Here is an 18,863-nt window from a genome sequence, read left to right on the forward strand (position 1 = left end):
GGTTTTTGGATGTCCACTATCATGGCGTGGCGGCAAATGGTCGCTAATTTTCCAAATCTAAAAGGGCTGAATGCACAACACTATCAGTCCGTTCAAATCTGTCAACCGTTGTCAGCGACTAGATTACGGATATGGCTGACTAATGACTACGGGGACGCGCCCTTGCCAATCAAAAGTCTGGTGGTGACGGGCCAGAAAACTGTATCCGTTACGGTTTCAGGACAAACCAGTTTTCAAATCCCAGCACAGTCGCGGTTTTGGAGCGACTGGCTTGAGCTACCGGTTACGGCGGGAGAGTGGTTGCAGTTTGAAACGACCTCATCGTGTGATAGTCCACAAACGTTGGCGCAGTCACTCGATGAAACCATTGTTCGGGTAACGAGTGCGTCACGCCCGTACTTTTTCGGGCTGGCTGCAATTGAAGTTGAACGCGAGGATTCAGCGCAATCACTGCTCATGTTTGGCGACTCTTTAACCAATCAAGGCTACTATTCCGCCGCGTTTTCACGACGATTATTGACCAGTCAGCCGGATCAATGGGGGATTACCAATGGGGGAATTTCAGGCAATCGGCTGTTACGTCCTGGACATTCAACTTCCGAGTGGTCACCAAGTTTTGGCGCAGCGGGCCTTGACCGTTTACCCCGTCTATTGACTGAACAACCCGTCAATTGGTTAATTTTTATGGAAGGGCTGAATGACCTGCTACATCCGGGGAATGGGTCGCCAATTACCGAATTGCCGCGTGCTGCCGAACTGATTGCCGGGCTTAAGCAGGTGCAACAGTTAGCACAGACCCAACATTGTCGCCTGACGCTCATGACCATTACGCCGTTTAAAGGGGGCCTCAATGGTGGAGCGCCAGCCTGGAATCCTACTAAAGAGCAAATTCGGCAAACGGTTAATCGTTATTTGCGATCGTTGCCACTGACTGTTGATTTGGCTCAATTTGTGGCCACCGCAGACCAAAGACTGGTCCCAGATTTTGATTGTGGGGATCATATTCATTTTTCGGCTGCCGGTGGTGAGTTAGTGGGCAGATTTTTAACTGAACAATTGCAGTTAGATCAGTGACGAAAAAAGCCTTACCAGTAATGTCAAAATTACTAGTAGGGCTTTTTGGTGGTTTAAGCTTCGATGTAGTGTTTGCTGAGTCGGTTCAAGTCTCGTTTTAACTGCGCTTCATCGCAACCGCTCCAGTAAGTATATTGATAAAGTTGTACGGTTAGGGTGTTACCAGTGAGGTCAATGCCACGGTCTAACTTTTTAACTGCGGGTCCCCAAATCATATTTGGATTGACGAGTGTAATGTGGATGGTATCCTCATTGCTGGTTAATTTTTGGACATTTTGCCATGGAATCCGCGCAAAATTACGAGTAAACATTGGCAAGGCAATGCCACTTGCATTGATATTTAAGACTTGGCAGCGTCCCTTGATGAAGCGAAGCGCGGATTGCCAAATCATAAATAACCCACCAACACCAAATAGGCCGATTCCGAGCCAACTGAGGCCTTCAACTTCGAGCACAGTCAGTGACGTATAGCCGATTCCTTTTTCCCAGACGTGATCGGCAGCGATGGAAAACCAGGGATCACCCCAGACTGCAATTAAACTGTCGATGGCGAAATAGGTGAAGCCGATGCTAACCAAGATAATTAAAATGGTGCCGTATGGTGTCGCACGATAGATGATACTGTCTGATGACTTAGCCATTGGGGAGCCTCCATTCGATAGGATTAAGTTTACGCGTTATGCCGTTATTTTAAAATAAAAAATTGATTAAATGGGTTTAATAGTTTAAGAAAAGTTAAAGGTGAGGGGTATAGTCATAAATTTCAAACATTTCACTTGAAATATTCCTGTAACATAACGATAATATAACTGTAATCAGAGAAAGGGAAGGTGTGACGCTTATGGGTCCAGTATTAGCAATTATTGGCATGCTTGCCATTGCCGGTGGCGTTCAATATTATTCAGATTTTGTGAAGAAGGAAAATGAAGCAAGTAAACACTTCACCGCTTCCCGCGAAAATCGTTAACGATTTTTGCCATTCGAGTAACCGGCACTTAATAGATAAATAAAAAAAGAACTGACCACCAAGTGGCCAGTTCTTTTTTTAGATTACTTGATTTTTGGTGTTGCTTCAATGGTTTCAGTCTTGCCAGCAGCGAAACGTTGGATGGCAGCAGTTTGCTTTTCGCGACGAATGCGCTTTTGCTTATCAGCAACTGGACGACGTGATGCCCATGTATTGTATGGCTTACGTACTTCGGTCATGAGAGAAATTCCTCCTTTATTTAGTCCAATAACAATTATTGTAAAGCTAGTATAACGTAAAATGCAACAAAAATTAATGAAAAAGCTATTTTTTTTGAAAATTCCTCGAAAATTATACACGTTTAGCCATAATTTGTCTTGCTTATTTGAACTGTTAGACACTTTCTCAAAATGATGTTATATTTAATTTAATGAGAAAGTAGGGAAGTTAAATGAGTCACGACATGGATCCACGCGTCGATAAGACCCGCCGGCATTTACGGCAAGCACTAATTACATTACTACAAAATGAACAAGTTGAAAACATTTCGGTCCAGGAATTAACTGCCACCGCTTCGGTGACGCGAGGGACCTTTTATCTTCATTATAAAGATAAACCAGCCTTCGTCGATCAAGCGTTGGATGATTTGGTGACTGATTTATTTGAGCAGACGATTGTGACGGTACCGGTGGCAGATATCATTACCAATCCGCTCGATCCGTTGCGTCGCGTACAAGTCCTGTCGTTATCGAAGGCCTTGGGTTACGTTGATCAACACGCCGAGGCATTTAAAACGTTACTATTAGACCAGAGTCAATTAGCGGTCAATCGTCGTATCAATGAACAACTAACACAGTGGATGCAACGGTTTTATCACGATTTTGAAGATCAGTTTGCGGATTTAGAAGTTCCGGTGAGCGTCCAGATTGCTTATTACGTCTCGGCAACGACGGGAATTATTACGGATTGGTTGGCACACGACATGATTTACACGCCGCGTTATTTGACGAAATGTATCAAAAAGCTTCATCATTTAATGACAGCTCGTAATATTACTTTCACGGATTTCTTCGTACAATGAAAATATAACTTGACTAGTCACCGGTATTTTGATAGTATTTTCTTGTTGTATTTGTGGACTTCTACAGCTACAACCGCACGAATTGAGTATTAAGTTCAGCAATGACGCTTAATTTGGCGAGTCTAAGTGATTCATAATTTAAGGAGGTGCACAAACGTGTACGCAATTATTGTAACTGGTGGTAAACAATATAAAGTTGAAGCAGGCCAAGCAATTTATGTCGAAAAGCTTGATGCTGCTGCAGGCGACAAGGTTACTTTTGATCAAGTAGTCTTTGTCGGTGGCGACTCAACTAAGATTGGTACGCCTACTGTTGATGGTGCGACGGTCGAAGGTACTGTTGAAAAACAAGGCCGCGAACGTAAAGTGATTACTTACAAGTACAAGGCTAAGAAAGGCCAACATACTAAGAAGGGTCATCGCCAACCATACACTAAGGTAACGATCGACACAATTAATGCATAAATAAGAAAGTAGGCATTCTTTATGATTCAAGCAATGATTTATCGTAATCCTGACCGGTTAATTACTGGTTTTCGATTGACGGGTCATGCTGATTCAGGTGCTTATGGACAAGACATCGTTTGTGCGGCAGTTTCAGTATTGGCAATCAGTACAATCAATGGGATTGAACAAGTTGCTCATCTAAAACCCGATGTCCAAAGTGATGAAGCCAACGGTGGTCTACTAATTGCGAACTTTGGTAAGCTTGACTTAACAAATAACCAATTACAGACACTGCTTGAGAGCTTCACTCTTGGATTAAACGATGTTGCCGCGAACTATCAGGATTATATCCGAGTTCGTGAGCAAACACGATAACCACATTCGGAGGTGGACTTACTATGAAAATGAACTTGCAATTCTTCTCTCACCATAAAGGTGGCGGTTCAACTGCCAACGGTCGTGATTCAGCTGGTCGGCGTTTAGGTGCCAAGCGGGCTGATGGCCAAACTGTTAAGGGTGGTAACATCCTTTATCGTCAACGTGGAACCCATATTTACCCTGGTGTTAACGTTGGCCGCGGTGGCGACGATACGTTATTTGCTAAGGTTGACGGTGTCGTTCGTTTTGAACGCAAAGGTCGCGACAAGCGTCAAGTTTCTGTTTACCCAGCAAAATAATTTTTTTTGAAAGAGCCTCTGCTTGAGGCTCTTTTTTTAACGCTTGAGCCGTGAATTGGCTTTCTAGGACGTCGTCTGCACTCAAGTTTGGTATAATGAAGCATGAGTTATGATGGGAGTGACTGGATGTCTAGTCGAATTGAACGGTTACAAGCAAGGTTTGATCAGTTAAAAATTGATGCTTTTCTCGTTTCAAGTGAAGGCAATTTGCACTATTTGACGGGGATGGCAGATATGGCCGGCGACGGTTATTTATTAGTGCTTACCAAATCAGTTTTCTTGATCACTGATGCACGTTACCAAACAGCATTCGCAGATCAATTTGATGCTGATCACTTGATAATTACCCGCGACTATCTCGGGGCAGTGTGTGATGTGATTGCCCAGCACCAAACTGGGGTCTTAGGTTTTGAAGATGGCTTGCCATATACGGCGTACAGCTATTTGGACGAAAACTTAGTCAGTGATTTGGTGGCGTTACCAAACGTGGTCGAACAGATCCGGATGGTTAAAACGAGTGACGAATTGGATAAGCTACGAGCAACCGCTAAATTGGCGGATGCCGGCTTTGAGTACGTGACGAGTATTGTGAGACCGGGAATGCGTGAAATTGACGTCAGCAACTTGCTAGACGCCTTCATGCGAACGCATGGTGCAAGCGGGCCATCGTTTACAACTATCGTGCTTGGTGGTGCCCGGGCAGCTCTGCCCCACGGCACGGCCTCAACGGCTTTATTGACGGCTGGGCAACTGGTCACCTTAGATTTTGGCTACTTTTTAGCTGGTTACACGTCAGATATGACGCGGACGTTTGCTTTGGGTCAGCCTGATGACAAGTTAGCGACGGCTTATGACGTGGTGAAAACCGCGCAACAAGCAGTCGTTGATCAAGTGAAACCAGGCGCTGTTAGTGCTGATTTGGATCAAGTTGGTCGGCAACTTATCACAGCGGCTGGTTACGGCGAAGCATTCAATCATGGCATGGGTCACGGAATTGGGCTGGAGATTCATGAAAGTCCGTTAATTTCGACTCATGGTACTGAAAAGTTAGTTAGCAACAGTGTTGTGACGGTTGAACCGGGTGTTTATTTCCCTGGTCTAGGTGGGATGCGCATCGAAGACGATGTGTTGGTGACCGAAACGGGGCATGAACGGCTAACGACCGCGACACGCGATTTATTGATTTTATAATGGTAAGACAGTTGCCACGGTGGCTCTGTCTTGTTATAGTAATAAAGATATCTTCATAGGAGGAACTTTTATATGATTTCTACAGCAGATTTTAAAAACGGTTTAACAATTGAAGTAGACCATGCCATTTGGCGTATCGTGGAATTCCAGCACGTTAAGCCTGGTAAGGGTGGCGCTTTTGTACGTTCAAAGCTTAAGAACTTGCGGACAGGTGCTGTTCAAGACAAGACTTTCCGTGCCGGTGCTAAGATGGAACAAGCCCCAATCGAAAAGAGTACGATGCAATACCTTTATGAAGATGGCGACAACTACGTCTTCATGAATACTGACACGTACGAACAACTTGAAATTCCTGGCGACCATATCCAAACTGAATTGAAGTTCTTGAAGGAAAACATGGAAGTTCAAGTAACTTTATACGGCGGCGAAGTGTTAGGGATTGAATTACCAAACACGGTTACCTTGGAAGTTACTGATACTGAACCAGGTATCAAGGGTGACACGGCTTCTGGTGGCTCAAAACCAGCTACTTTGGAAACTGGTGCGATTATCCAAGTACCTTTCTTCGTTAAAGCTGGCGACAAGTTAATCGTTAACACGGTTGACAGCACCTACGTTTCTCGGGCTTAATTTTTTAGTTAGCGCCGACAAACATGGAATTGGAGGAATGTCAAAATGGCTGAAAGCAGCAACATTACGTTACAAAGTAAAGAACCCAGCTTAGGACAAATTCAAATTGCACCAGAAGTGCTTGAGATAATCGTTGGTATCGCGGTAAGCCAGATTGATGGGGTTAACCGCATGCGTGGCTCGATTTCTTCCAGTGTAAATGAGTTGTTCGGTCGAAAAAAGAGTCTCAGCAAAGGTGTCAAGTTAACCATCGTTGATGACCAAATCAGTGTTGATGTCTATGCCTATTTAGATTACGGTGTGTCCGTACCTAAAGTTGCCTTAGCCATTCAAGACAAAGTCAAGCAACAGATCTTGTTCATGACTGATTTGGCCTTGAGCGAAGTTAACGTGCATATTACTGGGATCGTTACCGAAAAGACAGAAAGCGGGATTGACCCGAATAATCTCTTTGGTGATGCTGACCCGGAAACCCCAGAAAATGAAGACGGTGAAGAATCTTGAGTTTAACGCGTCATGAAATTCGTGAAAAAGCGTTTCAAGCCTTGTTTGCCTTGAACGCGAATCCAGATGCTGATGAAAATCAGTTATACCAACAATTACTCAATCCTGATGAAACGGCGGAATTAGAAATTCCGAGTTACCTCAGTACGTTGGTGACCGGAGTCACGGAACATCAAGCGGAATTAGACGCTAAAATTCAACCGTATCTGAGTCAAACTTGGTCATTGGATCGGTTACCTAAAACTGATTTGATTATCTTACGACTCGCATTTTATGAGTTGGACTACGTGGAAGATGTGCCCGGAAAAGTTGCTGTCAATGAAGCTATCGAATTAACGAAAGCATTCAGTGATGACCAATCACGGAAATTTGTGAGTGGCGTCTTGGGTAAAGCCGTCATGAATGATCACATCTAGTCTAAAACCGAATAATAGTTTGTTCAATCTGAGAGCCTGGCAAATTGCCAGGCTTTTTTTAATAACTCTTGGTTAAGCCGCTATATAATCGTAGCTGGAATATGCTAAAATAAAAAAAGACAAACCAAAGGAGCGTGGCATGTGTGACAACACTTATTGATGGTAAAGCCGTAGCGAAAAAAGTTAATCAAGCAACGCAAGTCGAAGTTGCTAAATTAGTTGAACGGGGTATTCAACCTGGAATTGTGGTCATTATTGTGGGGGCAGATCCAGCCAGTCAAATCTATGTGCGTAATAAGAATCGCAAAGCTGAAAAACTAGGCATGCATTCGATTGTTCGGGAATTACCCGAGACGACGACACAGGCCGAATTACTATCAATCATTGCTGAATATAATGTGGATCCAAGTATTCACGGAATCTTAGTGCAGTCACCATTGCCAAAACAAATTAACGAACCATTGATCACATTGGCCATTGATCCTAGAAAAGACGTTGATGGGTTCCATCCAACGAATATTGGTAAGCTGTTGACCAATTTTCCTGGTCACTATCCGGTTGCCAATACCCCACGGGGAATTATGACCATGTTGGCAGCCTATGATATTGACCCGGCTGGGAAGACTGCAGTCGTGATTGGCCGGAGCACCATTGTGGGTAAACCGATGGCAGCACTCTTGACGAATGCCAATGCTACCGTCACGATTGCCCATAGTCGGACGAAGGATCTCAAAGCGGTTGCCCGCACTGCCGATATTTTAGTGGTGGCGACGGGGATTGCGCACCTGATTACTGGTGCAGATTTGAAGCCCGGTGCGACTGTGATTGATGTCGGTATGGATCGTGACGCTAATGGTAAATTAGTCGGTGACGTCGATTTCGATTCTGCTCAAGGGATTGCTGGGGCAATTACGCCGGTGCCCGGTGGTGTTGGTCCAATGACCATCGCAACTTTGATGCAAACAACGGTAGAATTAGCAAAATGGAGTGATTTAGGTGAGTGACAGTCAGCAGTATTTGACAGTTTCTGCACTAACGCAATACATTAAACGTAAATTTGATGTTGATCCATACTTGGGTAAGGTTTATTTGACGGGTGAAATTTCCAATTACCGTCCACGTCCACATACGCATCAATACTTTAGTTTAAAAGACGATCAGGCTAAGATTGCGGCAATTATGTTTCGGTCGGCGTTTGAAAAGGTCAAATTTCAACCCGAAGTTGGGATGAAGGTGCTCGTGGTCGGCCGTATTGGGCTTTATGAAGCGAGTGGCAATTACCAAATTTATATCGAACGTATGGAACCTGATGGCGTCGGGGCACTTTATCAAGCTTATGAACAACTCAAGAAGAAGTTAGCAACAGAAGGCCTCTTTAGTGCTCCCAAACAGCCATTACCGCGTTTTCCAAAACGGATTGCGGTGGTAACGAGTCAATCGGGTGCAGTGATCCGCGATATTATTACGACAGTCCGACGGCGTTACCCGATTGCGCAAATCGTGCTTTATCCAGCACAGGTTCAAGGTGATGCGGCGGCACCAGAGATTGCCCAGCAGATTGAACGCGCTAATGCAGCTGGCAACTTTGATACGTTGATTATTGGTCGTGGTGGTGGCTCGATTGAAGACTTATGGCCATTTAATGAAGAAGTTGTGGCGCGCGCGATTGCGGCGAGTCAGTTACCGGTTATTTCTTCGGTGGGTCATGAAACGGATACCACAATTGCTGATTTGGTCGCAGACGTTCGTGCTGCGACGCCAACTGCGGCCGCTGAGTTAGCAGTGCCGGTTTTTAATGATGTTTTACTGCAACTCAACCAGGATCGAACACGCGTCTTTAATGCGTTTCAAAATTTAGTTCAACGGGATCGCCAACGACTGAATAAGTTGACGACTTCCTATGTCTTCATGCAGCCCAATCGGTTGTATGAGGGCTATATTCAAAAATTAGATTTCTTAACTGAGCGTTTACAACAAGCAGGGACACAACGCTTAGCACAATCGCAGCAACAGTATCAACGCTTAGCACAACGCTTAGGGCAACAAACACCGATTCATCGTGTTCGTCAAGCTCAGACGCAGTTGACGAACTTACAACAGCGTTTACAGCGTGGTGTTCAGCTTGTCTTAACGACTAAGGAACAGCAACTCACGCGGACGATCCAATCATTGGATTTGCTGAGTCCCTTGAAGATTATGGGGCGTGGCTACGCGTTTGTGACACACGATGATCAAATCGTGCGGTCGATTAAGCAGGTTGCTCCGAAACAGACTGTTGCGGTCCATTTTGCGGATGGCGAAGCCCAAGCTCAGATTACGAAAATTGATGGAGGAAAAATGAATGGCTGATCAACCAACTTTTGAAGCAAACTTAACCCAATTAGAAACCATTGTGAACCAGTTAGAACAAGGCGACGTGCCGCTGGAACAAGCTTTGGATCAATTCCAAAAGGGCGTGACCTTAAGCAAACAATTACAAACGACCTTGGAAGGTGCCGAGAAGACCCTAACTAAGATGATGGATGAAAATGGGGCAGAGGTCCCATTTGAACAAGCTAAAGCTCCTGATTCTAATGAATAAGTCAACCCTAACTGCCTTTGAACAGCAATGGCAACCGCGAATTAACACTTATTTGGATGAAAATTTGCGTTCAGTTAGTGACCGGGAAAGCTTAACTGCGGCAATGCGTTATTCTGTACTGGCGGGTGGCAAGCGATTACGGCCGTTACTCAGTTTGGCCGTCTTAACCGCGTTTGAGCAACCGATTACAGAGATTAATCTGCGCGCAAGTGTGGCGTTGGAACTCATGCATACTTATTCGTTGATCCATGATGACTTACCAGCCATGGACAATGATGGCTTGCGGCGCGGCCAACCGACTAGTCACGTTAAATTTGGTGAAGATATTGCCATTTTAGCGGGTGATGCACTACAGCCGTTGGCCTTTCAGTGGCTGGCCGACAGTGGATTGCCCGCCGAACAAGTGGCCCAATTGACTTTGGGCTTGGCACAAGCTGCTGGTCCACAAGGGATGGTTGCTGGCCAAGTTGCAGATGTGCAAGGGGTTGGTCAACACTTAGCGTTACCGGCACTACAGCAATTACATCGCGAGAAAACAGGTGCGTTGATTCATTATGCAGTGTTATCCGGTGCCATTCAGGCCGAACTGCCAACTGACGTTCGAACGGCTTTATTAGCTTTTGGCGATGCCTTTGGACTCGCTTTCCAGATCTATGACGATATTCTGGATGTGACTAGTACGCCGGCGCAACTCGGTAAAGAGACTCATAAAGATGCGGGTGAGCACAAGAATACTTATCCGGGTCTATTGGGGTTAGCCGGCGCGGAAGATGCTTTGAAACAAGCAATCACCACTGCGCAAACCGCTCTTGATCGCGCCGAGCGTCTCAGTCAGCGCGACTTAGATTTATTGGCATCGTTTTTAACGTATTTTACGAATTAGAGGACTTAATTAGATGGAAAAAGAACGGATTGACGTGTTATTAGTACAACAAGGCCTATTTGATACCCGAGAAAAAGCGAAACGGGCGGTCATGGCCGGTGAAATCTTAGGGGTCAACGAAGAGCGGTTAGATAAACCTGGTGTGAAAATTCCGGTGACCACTGAGTTGCATTTGAAAGGCAAACCAATGCCCTACGTTTCACGTGGGGGCTTGAAGCTCGAAAAGGCACTCAAAAGTTTTAACATTGATGTGACCGACCGGATTGTGCTAGATATTGGTTCTTCAACTGGCGGTTTTACAGATGTGATGTTACAAAATGGTGCCCAGATGAGCTATGCCCTGGATGTCGGCAGCAATCAGCTGGTCTGGAAGTTACGGCAAGATCCGCGTGTTGAAGTCATGGAACACACTAACTTCCGTTACAGTAAGTTGGCAGATTTCAAACGCGGCCAACCCAGCTTCGCGTCCATCGATGTGTCCTTTATTTCCTTACACTTAATTTTGCCACCATTACATGCCATTATTGAAAACGGCGGTGAAGTGGTCGCACTGATCAAGCCACAATTTGAAGCTGGTCGGGAAAACGTCGGGAAACATGGAATTGTCCGTGATCATGCGGTGCACACGTCGGTTTTAACGGATATTGTTAATTTTGCTCAGTCGGCGGGGTACAATGTGCTTGGCCTCGATTATTCACCAATTAAAGGCGGCGAAGGCAATATTGAATTTTTAGTTCATTTACAAGCAACCGACGGCAGTGCTGAAGTGAAACCTACCGTATCCATTGAAAAGACGCAACAAGCAGCTTACGACCAATTGAATAAGTAATTATTTTGTCGTGAAGTCTTTCATATTTATGCAAAATAGCTTATTATGTGGGTAGTGAACTGACTAATACGCCGGGGGTGATCGGTTGAAAAAGCAAGAGCGCCAACGCTACATTAAACGATTATTAAGTTCAAAAGAGATTGAACGACAAGAAGACTTTGTCAGCTTATTACGTGCCGAAAATATTGACGTGACGCAAGCCACGATTTCTAGAGATATCAAGGACATGCAACTGGTTAAAGTTCCCTCGGCCACGGGTGGGTATCATTACAGTATGCCAGTCCAAAAAAAGATGGACACGGAAAAGAAGCTCAAGCGAACTTTGAAAGACGCGTATGTTTCGTATGCGACACAGGATAAATTTGTGCTGATCAAGGTGTTGCCCGGTAACGGTCCAGCACTGGCTTCACTAGTAGAAGCTATGCATTATGAGCACGTTTTTGGAACTTTGGGTGACGATTCAACTGTTTTGATTATCTGCAAGTCACTGGATGCAACCTTAGAATTACAACAAACACTTCAACGACTATTAAGCGATAACTAAGGGTTATCATGGGCCTGTTCACGATGAGTGAGACAGGCCATTTTTTTAGGAGGGATTCGCGGTGTTACAAGAATTATCCATTACGAATTTTGCGATTATTGAACAACTAGACATCGCCTTTGAAAATGGGATGACGGTCTTAACAGGGGAAACCGGGGCCGGTAAATCAATTATTATTGATGCGGTTGGCTTACTTGCAGGTGGCCGTGGCTCACAGGAGTTTATTCGAACTGGTGCGGACAAAGCGGTTTTGCAAGGCATGTTCATTTTACCAGCCGATGGTGTGACCGCGCATATGCTTGACGATGCGGGGATTGATCATGCGGACAACACGGTGATTTTACAACGTGAGATTGCGAAGAGCGGCCGGAATACTTGTCGAATCAATGGGATGTTGGTCAATACGACGACGCTGAAACGGATTGGCGAAACGATCGTCGATATTCACGGTCAAAATGAACATCAAGAGTTAATGCAACCTGAAAAACATTTAGGGTTATTGGACGAATTTGCTGCTCACAAGATTCAAAAATTAAAAGCAACTTACACGCAACAATATGAAGAATATCAACAGTTAAATCAAGAATTACGCCAGAAAAATGCGAACGAAAAAGAATGGGCCCAACGCTTGGATATGTTGAATTTTCAAGTTGAGGAAATTAGTGGCGCTCAAGTTAAGGTTGGCGAAGAGGCGGAATTGACGGCCGAACGGGATCGGTTAGATAACTATCAGACCATTAACCAAGCCTTGCAACAAAGCTACAATTTGTTGACCGCCGAAGAAGAAACTCCGGGTGCGGTTGATGTGGTTGGCGAAGTAATGAATGCCTTAGAACCGATTGCCAATTTAGATTCTGCATTTAATGACATTACGGTCAACGTCAAAAATGCCTTTTATGCGTTACAAGATGCTGCCGGTCAAATTTCGAATCAGTTGGATTTACAAGAGTTTGACGAGGGTCGGCTGGATGAAATTGAACAACGGCTTGATGTCTTGGCGCAGTTAAAACGTAAATATGGCGATTCTGAGCAACAGATTTTGGATTATTATCAAAAGATTGTTGCCGAACTCGCCAAAATGACGGACTCTGAAGAAAATAGTGAAGGCTTATCACAACGTGTTGCCGAACAAAAAGCAGCGCTGCTGAAGACCGGACAGGCGCTCTCAGATAAGCGGCGGTCTTGCGCGAAAAGTTTACAACGCCAAATTCATCAAGAACTCAAAGATCTCTATATGGATAAAGCTATTTTTGAAGTACGGTTCAAGCCAACTAAGGGACAAATCTATCGTAGTGGTTTAGACAGTGTAGAATTTTATATCCAGACAAATCCTGGCGAACGGATGCGACCATTGGCAAAGATTGCGTCCGGTGGGGAACTTTCACGGATGATGTTGGCCTTGAAAACCATTTTTTCAGAGTCACAGGGAATCACGAGTATTATCTTTGATGAAGTGGATACCGGGGTCAGTGGTCGAGTGGCACAAGCAATTGCAGAAAAAATCAGTGGTATTGCAACCTTTTCACAAGTCCTTTGTATCACTCATTTACCACAAGTTGCGGCTATGGCGGATCATCATTACTTTATTGCTAAGAAAATCACTGGTAAACGAACCAAGACGAGTGTTGCTAAGCTCGCACAACCGGATCGGGTGCAAGAATTGGCACGGATGCTTGCCGGAACAAAGGTGACACAATTGTCATTGGAGCATGCTGAAGAGCTATTACGTTTAGCCGGAGAAGAGAAAAAATAAGCCCATCAGTGGCCCAGGAAGGTTTGACGATTTATGTCAAACCTTTTTTGTGCAATCGGTGCGCTCAAGGGGATTGTGGAGAGTTATCCAAGCAGATGCTCGATAGGGAGACTTCGACTTGTTTGCAATTGGGGGCTTGGGTAAGTTATGATTTATCGTGTACTGCTTTAGAAAATTAATTATGAAAAATAAAAAGATAGGAGTGATAAGATTGTTTCTGACAATGGAACATTTGAACAAAACTTATCCCGGTGGCAAAGTCGCGGTCGAAGATTTTAACCTAGAAATTGAAAAAGGTGAATTTATCTGTTTTATCGGGACGTCTGGTTCCGGGAAAACGACTACGATGCGGATGATTAATCGGATGTTGAGTCAGACCTCCGGCACAATTAAATTGAACGGGGAAGATATTGGCAAGATGGATCCCGTCAAGTTGCGGCGTAAAATCGGCTACGTCATTCAAAATATCGGCTTAATGCCGCATATGACAATCCGTGACAACATTACGTTAGTGCCCAAATTGTTGAAATGGCCACAAGAAAAAATGAACCAACGGGCTAAAGAAATGATCAAATTGGTTGAATTGCCTGAAGATTATTTAGATCGTTATCCTTCCGAACTTTCTGGTGGGCAACAACAACGGATTGGGGTTGTGCGGGCTTTGGCCGCCAATCAAGATTTAGTTTTGATGGACGAACCATTTGGAGCCTTGGATCCAATCACGCGGGAAGCTTTGCAAGACTTGGTCAAAGATTTGCAGGAACGTTTGGGTAAGACCTTCGTCTTTGTGACCCATGATATGGATGAAGCTTTGAAGCTATCAACTCGGATCGTCGTCATGGATGGCGGTAAGATTATGCAAGTTGACACGCCCGATGGTATTTTACGGCATCCCGCCAATGAATTTGTTGAGAATTTGATTGGGAAGGATCGCTTGATTCAGGCCCGGCCAAGTATTACGACTGTTGGGCAAGTGATGTTGAAGAACCCAATTTCAACGACGCCTGGCAAATCATTGACTGATGCCTTACGTTTGATGCATGAAAAACGGGTCGATTCACTCTTAGTGACTGATGAAGCCAATATCCTTAAAGGGATGATTGGTATTGAAGATGTGGATTATAACTTTAATTCGGCCACGAGTGTCGATGACATAATGAACCGCGATATTTTCTATGTTCAATCTAACTCATTAATTCGTGATACAGTTGAACGCATCTTGAAGCGTGGCTTTAAGAATATTCCGGTTGTCGATGACGAGCATCGGTTGGTCGGGATTGTGACTCGGGCAACCTTGGTCGACATCGTCTACGATGCGCTCTGGGGTGATGAAGAAGAAGATGAAGAGTCTGATAACATTCATCATGGCACCGACAAAACACCAGTAAGTGGGGCTTCGCAAACTGACGCTAAGGGCGGTGATCAGGGATGATCACGTTCTTGCAAACTTATGGCACGCAATTATTACTGAAAACTTGGCAACACTTATACATTTCGGCAATTGCGCTTGCACTAGGGATTATTGTCGCGGTGCCACTTGGCATTTTATTGACACGGACCAAGAAAATTTCTGGCTTTGTCATGGCGATTGCTAGTATGTTACAAACGATTCCGGCGATGGCTTTGTTGGCCTTAATGATTCCGTTCTTCGGGATTGGGGCAATTCCAGCCATCATCGCGTTATTCATCTATTCGCTGTTGCCAATTTTGCGGAATACCTATTTGGGGATGGAAGATGTGAATCCAGCTTTGATTGATGCCGCTAAAGGGATGGGCCTCACTGGTTGGCAATCAATCGTTAAAGTTGAGTTACCAATGGCGGCGCCAGTCATTATGGCGGGAATTCGTTTGTCGGCAACCTATGTCATCGCATGGGCCGCCTTAGCCTCTTATATTGGTGCCGGTGGTCTTGGGGATTTCATCTTCAATGGGTTGAATTTGTATCGGACTGATTTAATTTTAGGTGGGTCGATTCCAGTGATTATCCTGGCGTTGATTGTCGATTGGTTACTCGGGAAACTGGAAGCTGCAGTGACCCCACGAACGACTCAAGCGTAAGGAGGGAAACGACATGCGAAAATTTAAGAAATGGTTACTCAGTTTAATCGCCGCCGCTGCCAGTGCCTTGCTCTTGGCAGGTTGTGGGTTTCCCGGCCTATCTGGGACTTCGAGTGATACCGTTCGGATTGCATCCCAAAATACGACCGAACAACAAATCATGGCTTATATGATTCAAGACATGATTCAGCATTATTCGAATTTAAATACGACGATTATTAATAATTTGGGCTCTGGGACAGTAAGCTTCAATGCTTTGAAGAACGACCAGGCTGATATTTCCTCGATTCGCTTTACTGGGACTGATTTAACGACCATCCTGGGTGAAAAAGTTCAACGTGGTCAAACCAAAAAGACGGATGCTTTGGTTAAGCGGCAATTCGACTCGAAATATGGGATGCATTATTTCCCAAGTTATGGCTTTGCGGATACGTATGCCTTTATGGTCACAAAACAAACGGCCAAAAAGTATAATTTAAAGACGGTTAGTGACATGCAGAAAGTCTCTTCAAAGTTGACAGTTGGTTTGGATCAAACTTGGCTGGAGCGTAAGGGTGACGGCTACGATGCCTTTCAAAAACTCTATGGCTATTCCTTCGGCAAGACTTATCCAATGCAAATTGGGTTAGTTTATGACGCGTTGGAATCTGGTAAGATGGATGCAATTCTCGGTTATTCCACCGATGGTCGGATTAAGAGCTACGATTTGACGATTTTGAAGGATGATCGCCACTTCTTCCCACCATACAATGCCAGTGCTGTTGCGACAAACAAAATCCTGGCCGCACATCCTAAACTCAAACCGATTCTGTCGCGTTTGAATGGTAAGATTGATTTGAAGACGATGCAGAGCTTGAATTATCAGGTGGATAACAACTTAGTTGAACCAGAAGTGGTTGCTAAACAATTCCTCGAAAAAAATAATTACTTTGAAGGGAGTGGCAAATAATGGCTAATATGAATATGTTGCAACAGTTGATTTATTATTATCAACAAAATGGCGCTTATGTTTTGAGCCAGTTCTCCCGCCACTTCTTGATTTCAATTTATGGGGTCTTATTTGCCGCCGTGATTGGGATTCCCATTGGGATTTTCATTGCGCATCACAGTAAGTTAAGTGCGACCGTAATTGCCATTGCCAATGTGATCCAGACGGTGCCATCACTCGCGATGTTGTCAATCATCATGATTGGCCTAGGACTGGGTGTAAATACGGTTATCGTTACGGTCTTCTTGTATGCCTTATTACCAATTATCAAGAATACGTATACTGGGATGCTTAATGTTGATCCAAGTGTGCTGGATTCAGGTAAAGGGATGGGCATGACTCGTTGGCAAGTGTTACGGATCGTTGAGTTACCATTATCTTTATCAGTGATTATGGCAGGCTTGCGGAATGCCTTGGTCTTGGAAATTGGGATTACTGCGATTGGGACCTTCGTTGGTGCTGGTGGATTAGGTGATATCATTATTCGTGGGACTAACGCAACGGATGGTGGTGCCATTATCTTAGCTGGGGCATTACCAACGGCTTTAATGGCAATTATTTCCGATTTAGTTTTAGGCTGGATCGAGAAAAAAGCTGATCCAACTCAGAAAAAAGCGTAAACTAAAAGATTGATTTACAGGCGTCAACATTGCTCATTCAGGGAAGCAGGTTGAACTGTAACATCAATCTTTTTTAAGTTGCATCAAAAACACCAAGGCAATCTGCAAGGTTTGATTAACCTTGATTTCATCTTTTGATGCAAGTCATGTTAATAATGATGATTAGGCACGTTTTAAATAGCGAATTTGTTCTGGATCAATTAAATGGGTCAGATGTTCGCGACGATTTACGAGGACCAACTGCCCAGAAGCCAAAGTTTTAAGAATACCATGAATGTTATAGGGACGAGTTTCGGTTAAACTTGGTTGCATTTGCAACATAATCTGATAATGATTCGTCTGTGCTTTTTCCAAAAATAGGTTTAATTGGAAGGCAGGCATCTGCGGCAACAACGGTGCGACGACTTCGGCTGGGCTGGTAAAATCAGCCATGAACTGCCGATATGAAGTTTGTAAGCTTTTGGAAACAATTTGTAAACTTGATTGTTTGTTTTGCATGATAGCCACCTCGAACATTTGTTTGTGTTTTTATTATACGAACAAGCGTTCTAAAATGCAAGCAATATTTTCGCAAATTATCAGATTAGCGATGGCACTTTAATGAAAATCCATGGCTGGCCTGCGATAAAACTTGCAATCACGCCGTAAAAAGTGCAAAATAATCTTTAAAACATATTTAATAAGGGGAATTTGCGATCATGGCGAAACAAGGCATGTTAATCGTCTTATCAGGTCCTTCGGGCGTCGGCAAGGGTACCGTCCGTAAGGAAATCTTTGACTCAGATGATAACGATTTTCAATATTCAGTCTCGATGACGACTCGGAAAATGCGTCCGGGTGAAGTCGATGGAAAGGATTACTATTTTGTCTCCAAAGATGAATTCGAGGATGAAATCAAGAGTGGCGGTATGCTTGAATATGCCAAGTATGTTGACAATTACTATGGAACGCCCTTAAAATATATTAAGCAATCACTGGCAGCCGGCAAAGATGTCTTTTTGGAGATTGAAGTTAACGGTGCCATGCAAGTTCGCGAAAAAATGCCCGATGGTGTCTTTATCTTTTTGACACCACCAGACCTAATGGAACTGAAACATCGCATCATTGGTCGTGGTACCGATGATATGGCGGTCATCAATAAGCGAATGGCGAAAGCGGTTGGCGAAATTAAGATGATGCGGAATTATGATTATGCCGTCGTCAATGATGAAGTGCCATTGGCTGCTGAACGAATCAAGGCGATTATTCGCAGTGAACGTTACAGTGTCAAACGGGTCATGCCAGAATACGAAGAAATGTTAGGAGATGCTGAATCTTGATCTTATATCCATCAGTTGATGATTTATTAAAGCAAGTTAATTCACGTTACTCATTGATTATGTTGGCCAGCAAACGGGCTCACGAGCTAGATGCTGGTGCAACGCCAATGTTGAGTGAATACAAGTCAGTTAAAACGATTGGTCGGGCCTTAGAGGAAATCGCTGCCGGCGATTTAATGATTGACCCTGACGAAACCGATAAAGATTAGTCTGAAATAAATAAGTTGTTGCAACGAAATGAGCCTGGGGTTTAGTCCCGGACTCATTTTTTGACTTGTAGGGTAGATTAACGCGGCCTTCA

26 protein-coding genes and 1 other annotated feature are annotated in these 18,863 nt (G+C 44.3%); of the genes, 23 read left to right on the plus strand and 3 right to left on the minus strand.

From position 1 onward, the window contains the following. Window positions 1-9 precede the first annotated feature (9 nt). Window positions 10-1,074: a GDSL-type esterase/lipase family protein gene (locus FFM64_RS07935; protein WP_137607471.1), complete on the plus strand. Its 1,065-nt coding sequence runs from the start codon at window positions 10-12 to the stop codon at window positions 1,072-1,074. A 53-nt stretch (window positions 1,075-1,127) separates the two neighbouring features. Here FFM64_RS07935 and FFM64_RS07940 read toward each other — a convergent pair whose 3' ends face one another. Next, the gene (locus FFM64_RS07940; RefSeq protein ID WP_137607472.1) at window positions 1,128-1,715 is read right to left on the minus strand and encodes a hypothetical protein; all 588 of its coding nucleotides are present in this window, start codon (window positions 1,713-1,715) and stop codon (window positions 1,128-1,130) included. 200 nt (window positions 1,716-1,915) lie between these two features. Here FFM64_RS07940 and FFM64_RS12465 point away from each other — a divergent pair, with 200 nt between their 5' ends. Then, entirely contained in the window at window positions 1,916-2,041 is a 126-nt protein-coding gene (locus FFM64_RS12465) for a hypothetical protein (protein WP_263389782.1), read from the plus strand. 83 nt (window positions 2,042-2,124) lie between these two features. Here FFM64_RS12465 and FFM64_RS07945 read toward each other — a convergent pair whose 3' ends face one another. After that, a complete protein-coding gene (locus FFM64_RS07945) occupies window positions 2,125-2,280 on the minus strand; it encodes a hypothetical protein (RefSeq protein WP_137607473.1) in 156 nt (51 codons plus the stop codon). Window positions 2,281-2,492: 212 nt separating this feature from the next. Between FFM64_RS07945 and FFM64_RS07950 the strand changes: the two genes are divergently transcribed. From FFM64_RS07950 to FFM64_RS08040, 19 genes are all read left to right on the plus strand, one after another. Beyond that, window positions 2,493-3,122: a TetR/AcrR family transcriptional regulator gene (locus FFM64_RS07950; protein WP_137607474.1), complete on the plus strand. Its 630-nt coding sequence runs from the start codon at window positions 2,493-2,495 to the stop codon at window positions 3,120-3,122. 61 nt (window positions 3,123-3,183) lie between these two features. Next, window positions 3,184-3,256: a sequence feature (ribosomal protein L21 leader region), on the plus strand. Between the two features lie 22 nt (window positions 3,257-3,278). Then, a complete protein-coding gene (gene rplU / locus FFM64_RS07955; protein ID WP_137607475.1) occupies window positions 3,279-3,587 on the plus strand; it encodes a 50S ribosomal protein L21 in 309 nt (102 codons plus the stop codon). 21 nt (window positions 3,588-3,608) lie between these two features. Further along, complete coding sequence (locus FFM64_RS07960) at window positions 3,609-3,944, plus strand: ribosomal-processing cysteine protease Prp (protein ID WP_137607476.1); 336 nt, start codon at window positions 3,609-3,611, stop codon at window positions 3,942-3,944. 23 nt (window positions 3,945-3,967) lie between these two features. Next, on the plus strand, window positions 3,968-4,246 hold the full coding sequence (rpmA, locus tag FFM64_RS07965) for a 50S ribosomal protein L27 (RefSeq protein ID WP_137607477.1): 279 nt from the start codon (window positions 3,968-3,970) through the stop codon (window positions 4,244-4,246). A 126-nt stretch (window positions 4,247-4,372) separates the two neighbouring features. Further along, a complete protein-coding gene (locus FFM64_RS07970) occupies window positions 4,373-5,437 on the plus strand; it encodes a M24 family metallopeptidase (protein WP_137607589.1) in 1,065 nt (354 codons plus the stop codon). 72 nt (window positions 5,438-5,509) lie between these two features. Continuing rightward, complete coding sequence (efp, locus tag FFM64_RS07975; RefSeq protein ID WP_137607478.1) at window positions 5,510-6,067, plus strand: elongation factor P; 558 nt, start codon at window positions 5,510-5,512, stop codon at window positions 6,065-6,067. Window positions 6,068-6,112: 45 nt separating this feature from the next. After that, entirely contained in the window at window positions 6,113-6,571 is a 459-nt protein-coding gene (locus tag FFM64_RS07980; RefSeq protein ID WP_137607479.1) for an Asp23/Gls24 family envelope stress response protein, read from the plus strand. Beyond that, the gene (gene nusB / locus FFM64_RS07985; protein ID WP_137607480.1) at window positions 6,568-6,987 is read left to right on the plus strand and encodes a transcription antitermination factor NusB; all 420 of its coding nucleotides are present in this window, start codon (window positions 6,568-6,570) and stop codon (window positions 6,985-6,987) included. Before FFM64_RS07980 ends, nusB begins: the two co-directional genes overlap by 4 nt. A gap of 143 nt (window positions 6,988-7,130) precedes the next feature. Further along, window positions 7,131-7,991, plus strand: a complete 861-nt coding sequence (locus tag FFM64_RS07990) for a bifunctional 5,10-methylenetetrahydrofolate dehydrogenase/5,10-methenyltetrahydrofolate cyclohydrolase (RefSeq protein WP_137607481.1) — start codon at window positions 7,131-7,133, stop codon at window positions 7,989-7,991. After that, window positions 7,984-9,336: an exodeoxyribonuclease VII large subunit gene (gene xseA, locus FFM64_RS07995; RefSeq protein ID WP_137607482.1), complete on the plus strand. Its 1,353-nt coding sequence runs from the start codon at window positions 7,984-7,986 to the stop codon at window positions 9,334-9,336. Before FFM64_RS07990 ends, xseA begins: the two co-directional genes overlap by 8 nt. Then, entirely contained in the window at window positions 9,329-9,568 is a 240-nt protein-coding gene (locus FFM64_RS08000; protein ID WP_137607483.1) for an exodeoxyribonuclease VII small subunit, read from the plus strand. The genes xseA and FFM64_RS08000 overlap by 8 nt, the downstream gene beginning before the upstream one ends. Beyond that, window positions 9,561-10,451 (plus strand): polyprenyl synthetase family protein, encoded by an 891-nt coding sequence (locus FFM64_RS08005; RefSeq protein WP_137607484.1) that lies wholly within the window; start codon window positions 9,561-9,563, stop codon window positions 10,449-10,451. The genes FFM64_RS08000 and FFM64_RS08005 overlap by 8 nt, the downstream gene beginning before the upstream one ends. A 13-nt stretch (window positions 10,452-10,464) precedes the next feature. Continuing rightward, window positions 10,465-11,280: a TlyA family RNA methyltransferase gene (locus tag FFM64_RS08010; protein ID WP_137607485.1), complete on the plus strand. Its 816-nt coding sequence runs from the start codon at window positions 10,465-10,467 to the stop codon at window positions 11,278-11,280. 85 nt (window positions 11,281-11,365) lie between these two features. Beyond that, entirely contained in the window at window positions 11,366-11,824 is a 459-nt protein-coding gene (locus FFM64_RS08015; RefSeq protein WP_137607486.1) for an arginine repressor, read from the plus strand. Between the two features lie 61 nt (window positions 11,825-11,885). Further along, window positions 11,886-13,577: a DNA repair protein RecN gene (gene recN / locus FFM64_RS08020; RefSeq protein WP_137607487.1), complete on the plus strand. Its 1,692-nt coding sequence runs from the start codon at window positions 11,886-11,888 to the stop codon at window positions 13,575-13,577. A 223-nt stretch (window positions 13,578-13,800) separates the two neighbouring features. After that, window positions 13,801-15,009 (plus strand): betaine/proline/choline family ABC transporter ATP-binding protein, encoded by a 1,209-nt coding sequence (locus FFM64_RS08025; protein ID WP_223876934.1) that lies wholly within the window; start codon window positions 13,801-13,803, stop codon window positions 15,007-15,009. Beyond that, window positions 15,006-15,635, plus strand: a complete 630-nt coding sequence (locus FFM64_RS08030) for an ABC transporter permease (protein ID WP_137607488.1) — start codon at window positions 15,006-15,008, stop codon at window positions 15,633-15,635. The genes FFM64_RS08025 and FFM64_RS08030 overlap by 4 nt, the downstream gene beginning before the upstream one ends. A 13-nt stretch (window positions 15,636-15,648) precedes the next feature. Next, entirely contained in the window at window positions 15,649-16,584 is a 936-nt protein-coding gene (locus tag FFM64_RS08035; protein ID WP_137607489.1) for an osmoprotectant ABC transporter substrate-binding protein, read from the plus strand. Beyond that, on the plus strand, window positions 16,584-17,243 hold the full coding sequence (locus tag FFM64_RS08040) for an ABC transporter permease (protein ID WP_137607490.1): 660 nt from the start codon (window positions 16,584-16,586) through the stop codon (window positions 17,241-17,243). Before FFM64_RS08035 ends, FFM64_RS08040 begins: the two co-directional genes overlap by 1 nt. Window positions 17,244-17,405: 162 nt before the next feature. Here the strand turns inward: FFM64_RS08040 and FFM64_RS08045 are convergent, their stop codons facing one another. After that, window positions 17,406-17,741 (minus strand): hypothetical protein, encoded by a 336-nt coding sequence (locus FFM64_RS08045; RefSeq protein WP_137607491.1) that lies wholly within the window; start codon window positions 17,739-17,741, stop codon window positions 17,406-17,408. Window positions 17,742-17,941: 200 nt separating this feature from the next. Between FFM64_RS08045 and gmk the strand changes: the two genes are divergently transcribed. Continuing rightward, window positions 17,942-18,562: a guanylate kinase gene (gmk, locus tag FFM64_RS08050; RefSeq protein WP_137607492.1), complete on the plus strand. Its 621-nt coding sequence runs from the start codon at window positions 17,942-17,944 to the stop codon at window positions 18,560-18,562. Beyond that, the gene (gene rpoZ, locus FFM64_RS08055) at window positions 18,559-18,771 is read left to right on the plus strand and encodes a DNA-directed RNA polymerase subunit omega (RefSeq protein WP_137607493.1); all 213 of its coding nucleotides are present in this window, start codon (window positions 18,559-18,561) and stop codon (window positions 18,769-18,771) included. The genes gmk and rpoZ overlap by 4 nt, the downstream gene beginning before the upstream one ends. Window positions 18,772-18,863 lie beyond the last annotated feature (92 nt).

It is taken from the genome of Lactiplantibacillus daoliensis (assembly GCF_005405005.1).
Taxonomy (GTDB): Bacteria; Bacillota; Bacilli; order Lactobacillales; family Lactobacillaceae; genus Lactiplantibacillus; species Lactiplantibacillus daoliensis.

Coding starts and splice junctions, on each gene's coding strand:
- FFM64_RS07980 (WP_137607479.1), top strand. CDS start 6,113: ATGGCTGAAAGCAGCAACATTACGTTACAAAGTAAAGAACCCAGCTTA.
- FFM64_RS07970 (WP_137607589.1), top strand. CDS start 4,373: ATGTCTAGTCGAATTGAACGGTTACAAGCAAGGTTTGATCAGTTAAAA.
- rpmA (WP_137607477.1), top strand. CDS start 3,968: ATGAAAATGAACTTGCAATTCTTCTCTCACCATAAAGGTGGCGGTTCA.
- FFM64_RS07960 (WP_137607476.1), top strand. CDS start 3,609: ATGATTCAAGCAATGATTTATCGTAATCCTGACCGGTTAATTACTGGT.
- FFM64_RS07945 (WP_137607473.1), bottom strand. CDS start 2,280: ATGACCGAAGTACGTAAGCCATACAATACATGGGCATCACGTCGTCCA.
- FFM64_RS08040 (WP_137607490.1), top strand. CDS start 16,584: ATGGCTAATATGAATATGTTGCAACAGTTGATTTATTATTATCAACAA.
- FFM64_RS08000 (WP_137607483.1), top strand. CDS start 9,329: ATGGCTGATCAACCAACTTTTGAAGCAAACTTAACCCAATTAGAAACC.
- FFM64_RS08030 (WP_137607488.1), top strand. CDS start 15,006: ATGATCACGTTCTTGCAAACTTATGGCACGCAATTATTACTGAAAACT.
- FFM64_RS08035 (WP_137607489.1), top strand. CDS start 15,649: ATGCGAAAATTTAAGAAATGGTTACTCAGTTTAATCGCCGCCGCTGCC.
- FFM64_RS12465 (WP_263389782.1), top strand. CDS start 1,916: ATGGGTCCAGTATTAGCAATTATTGGCATGCTTGCCATTGCCGGTGGC.
- FFM64_RS07935 (WP_137607471.1), top strand. CDS start 10: ATGTCCACTATCATGGCGTGGCGGCAAATGGTCGCTAATTTTCCAAAT.
- FFM64_RS07950 (WP_137607474.1), top strand. CDS start 2,493: ATGAGTCACGACATGGATCCACGCGTCGATAAGACCCGCCGGCATTTA.
- FFM64_RS07940 (WP_137607472.1), bottom strand. CDS start 1,715: ATGGCTAAGTCATCAGACAGTATCATCTATCGTGCGACACCATACGGC.
- FFM64_RS08025 (WP_223876934.1), top strand. CDS start 13,801: ATGGAACATTTGAACAAAACTTATCCCGGTGGCAAAGTCGCGGTCGAA.
- FFM64_RS08005 (WP_137607484.1), top strand. CDS start 9,561: ATGAATAAGTCAACCCTAACTGCCTTTGAACAGCAATGGCAACCGCGA.
- FFM64_RS08010 (WP_137607485.1), top strand. CDS start 10,465: ATGGAAAAAGAACGGATTGACGTGTTATTAGTACAACAAGGCCTATTT.
- efp (WP_137607478.1), top strand. CDS start 5,510: ATGATTTCTACAGCAGATTTTAAAAACGGTTTAACAATTGAAGTAGAC.
- FFM64_RS08045 (WP_137607491.1), bottom strand. CDS start 17,741: ATGCAAAACAAACAATCAAGTTTACAAATTGTTTCCAAAAGCTTACAA.
- gmk (WP_137607492.1), top strand. CDS start 17,942: ATGGCGAAACAAGGCATGTTAATCGTCTTATCAGGTCCTTCGGGCGTC.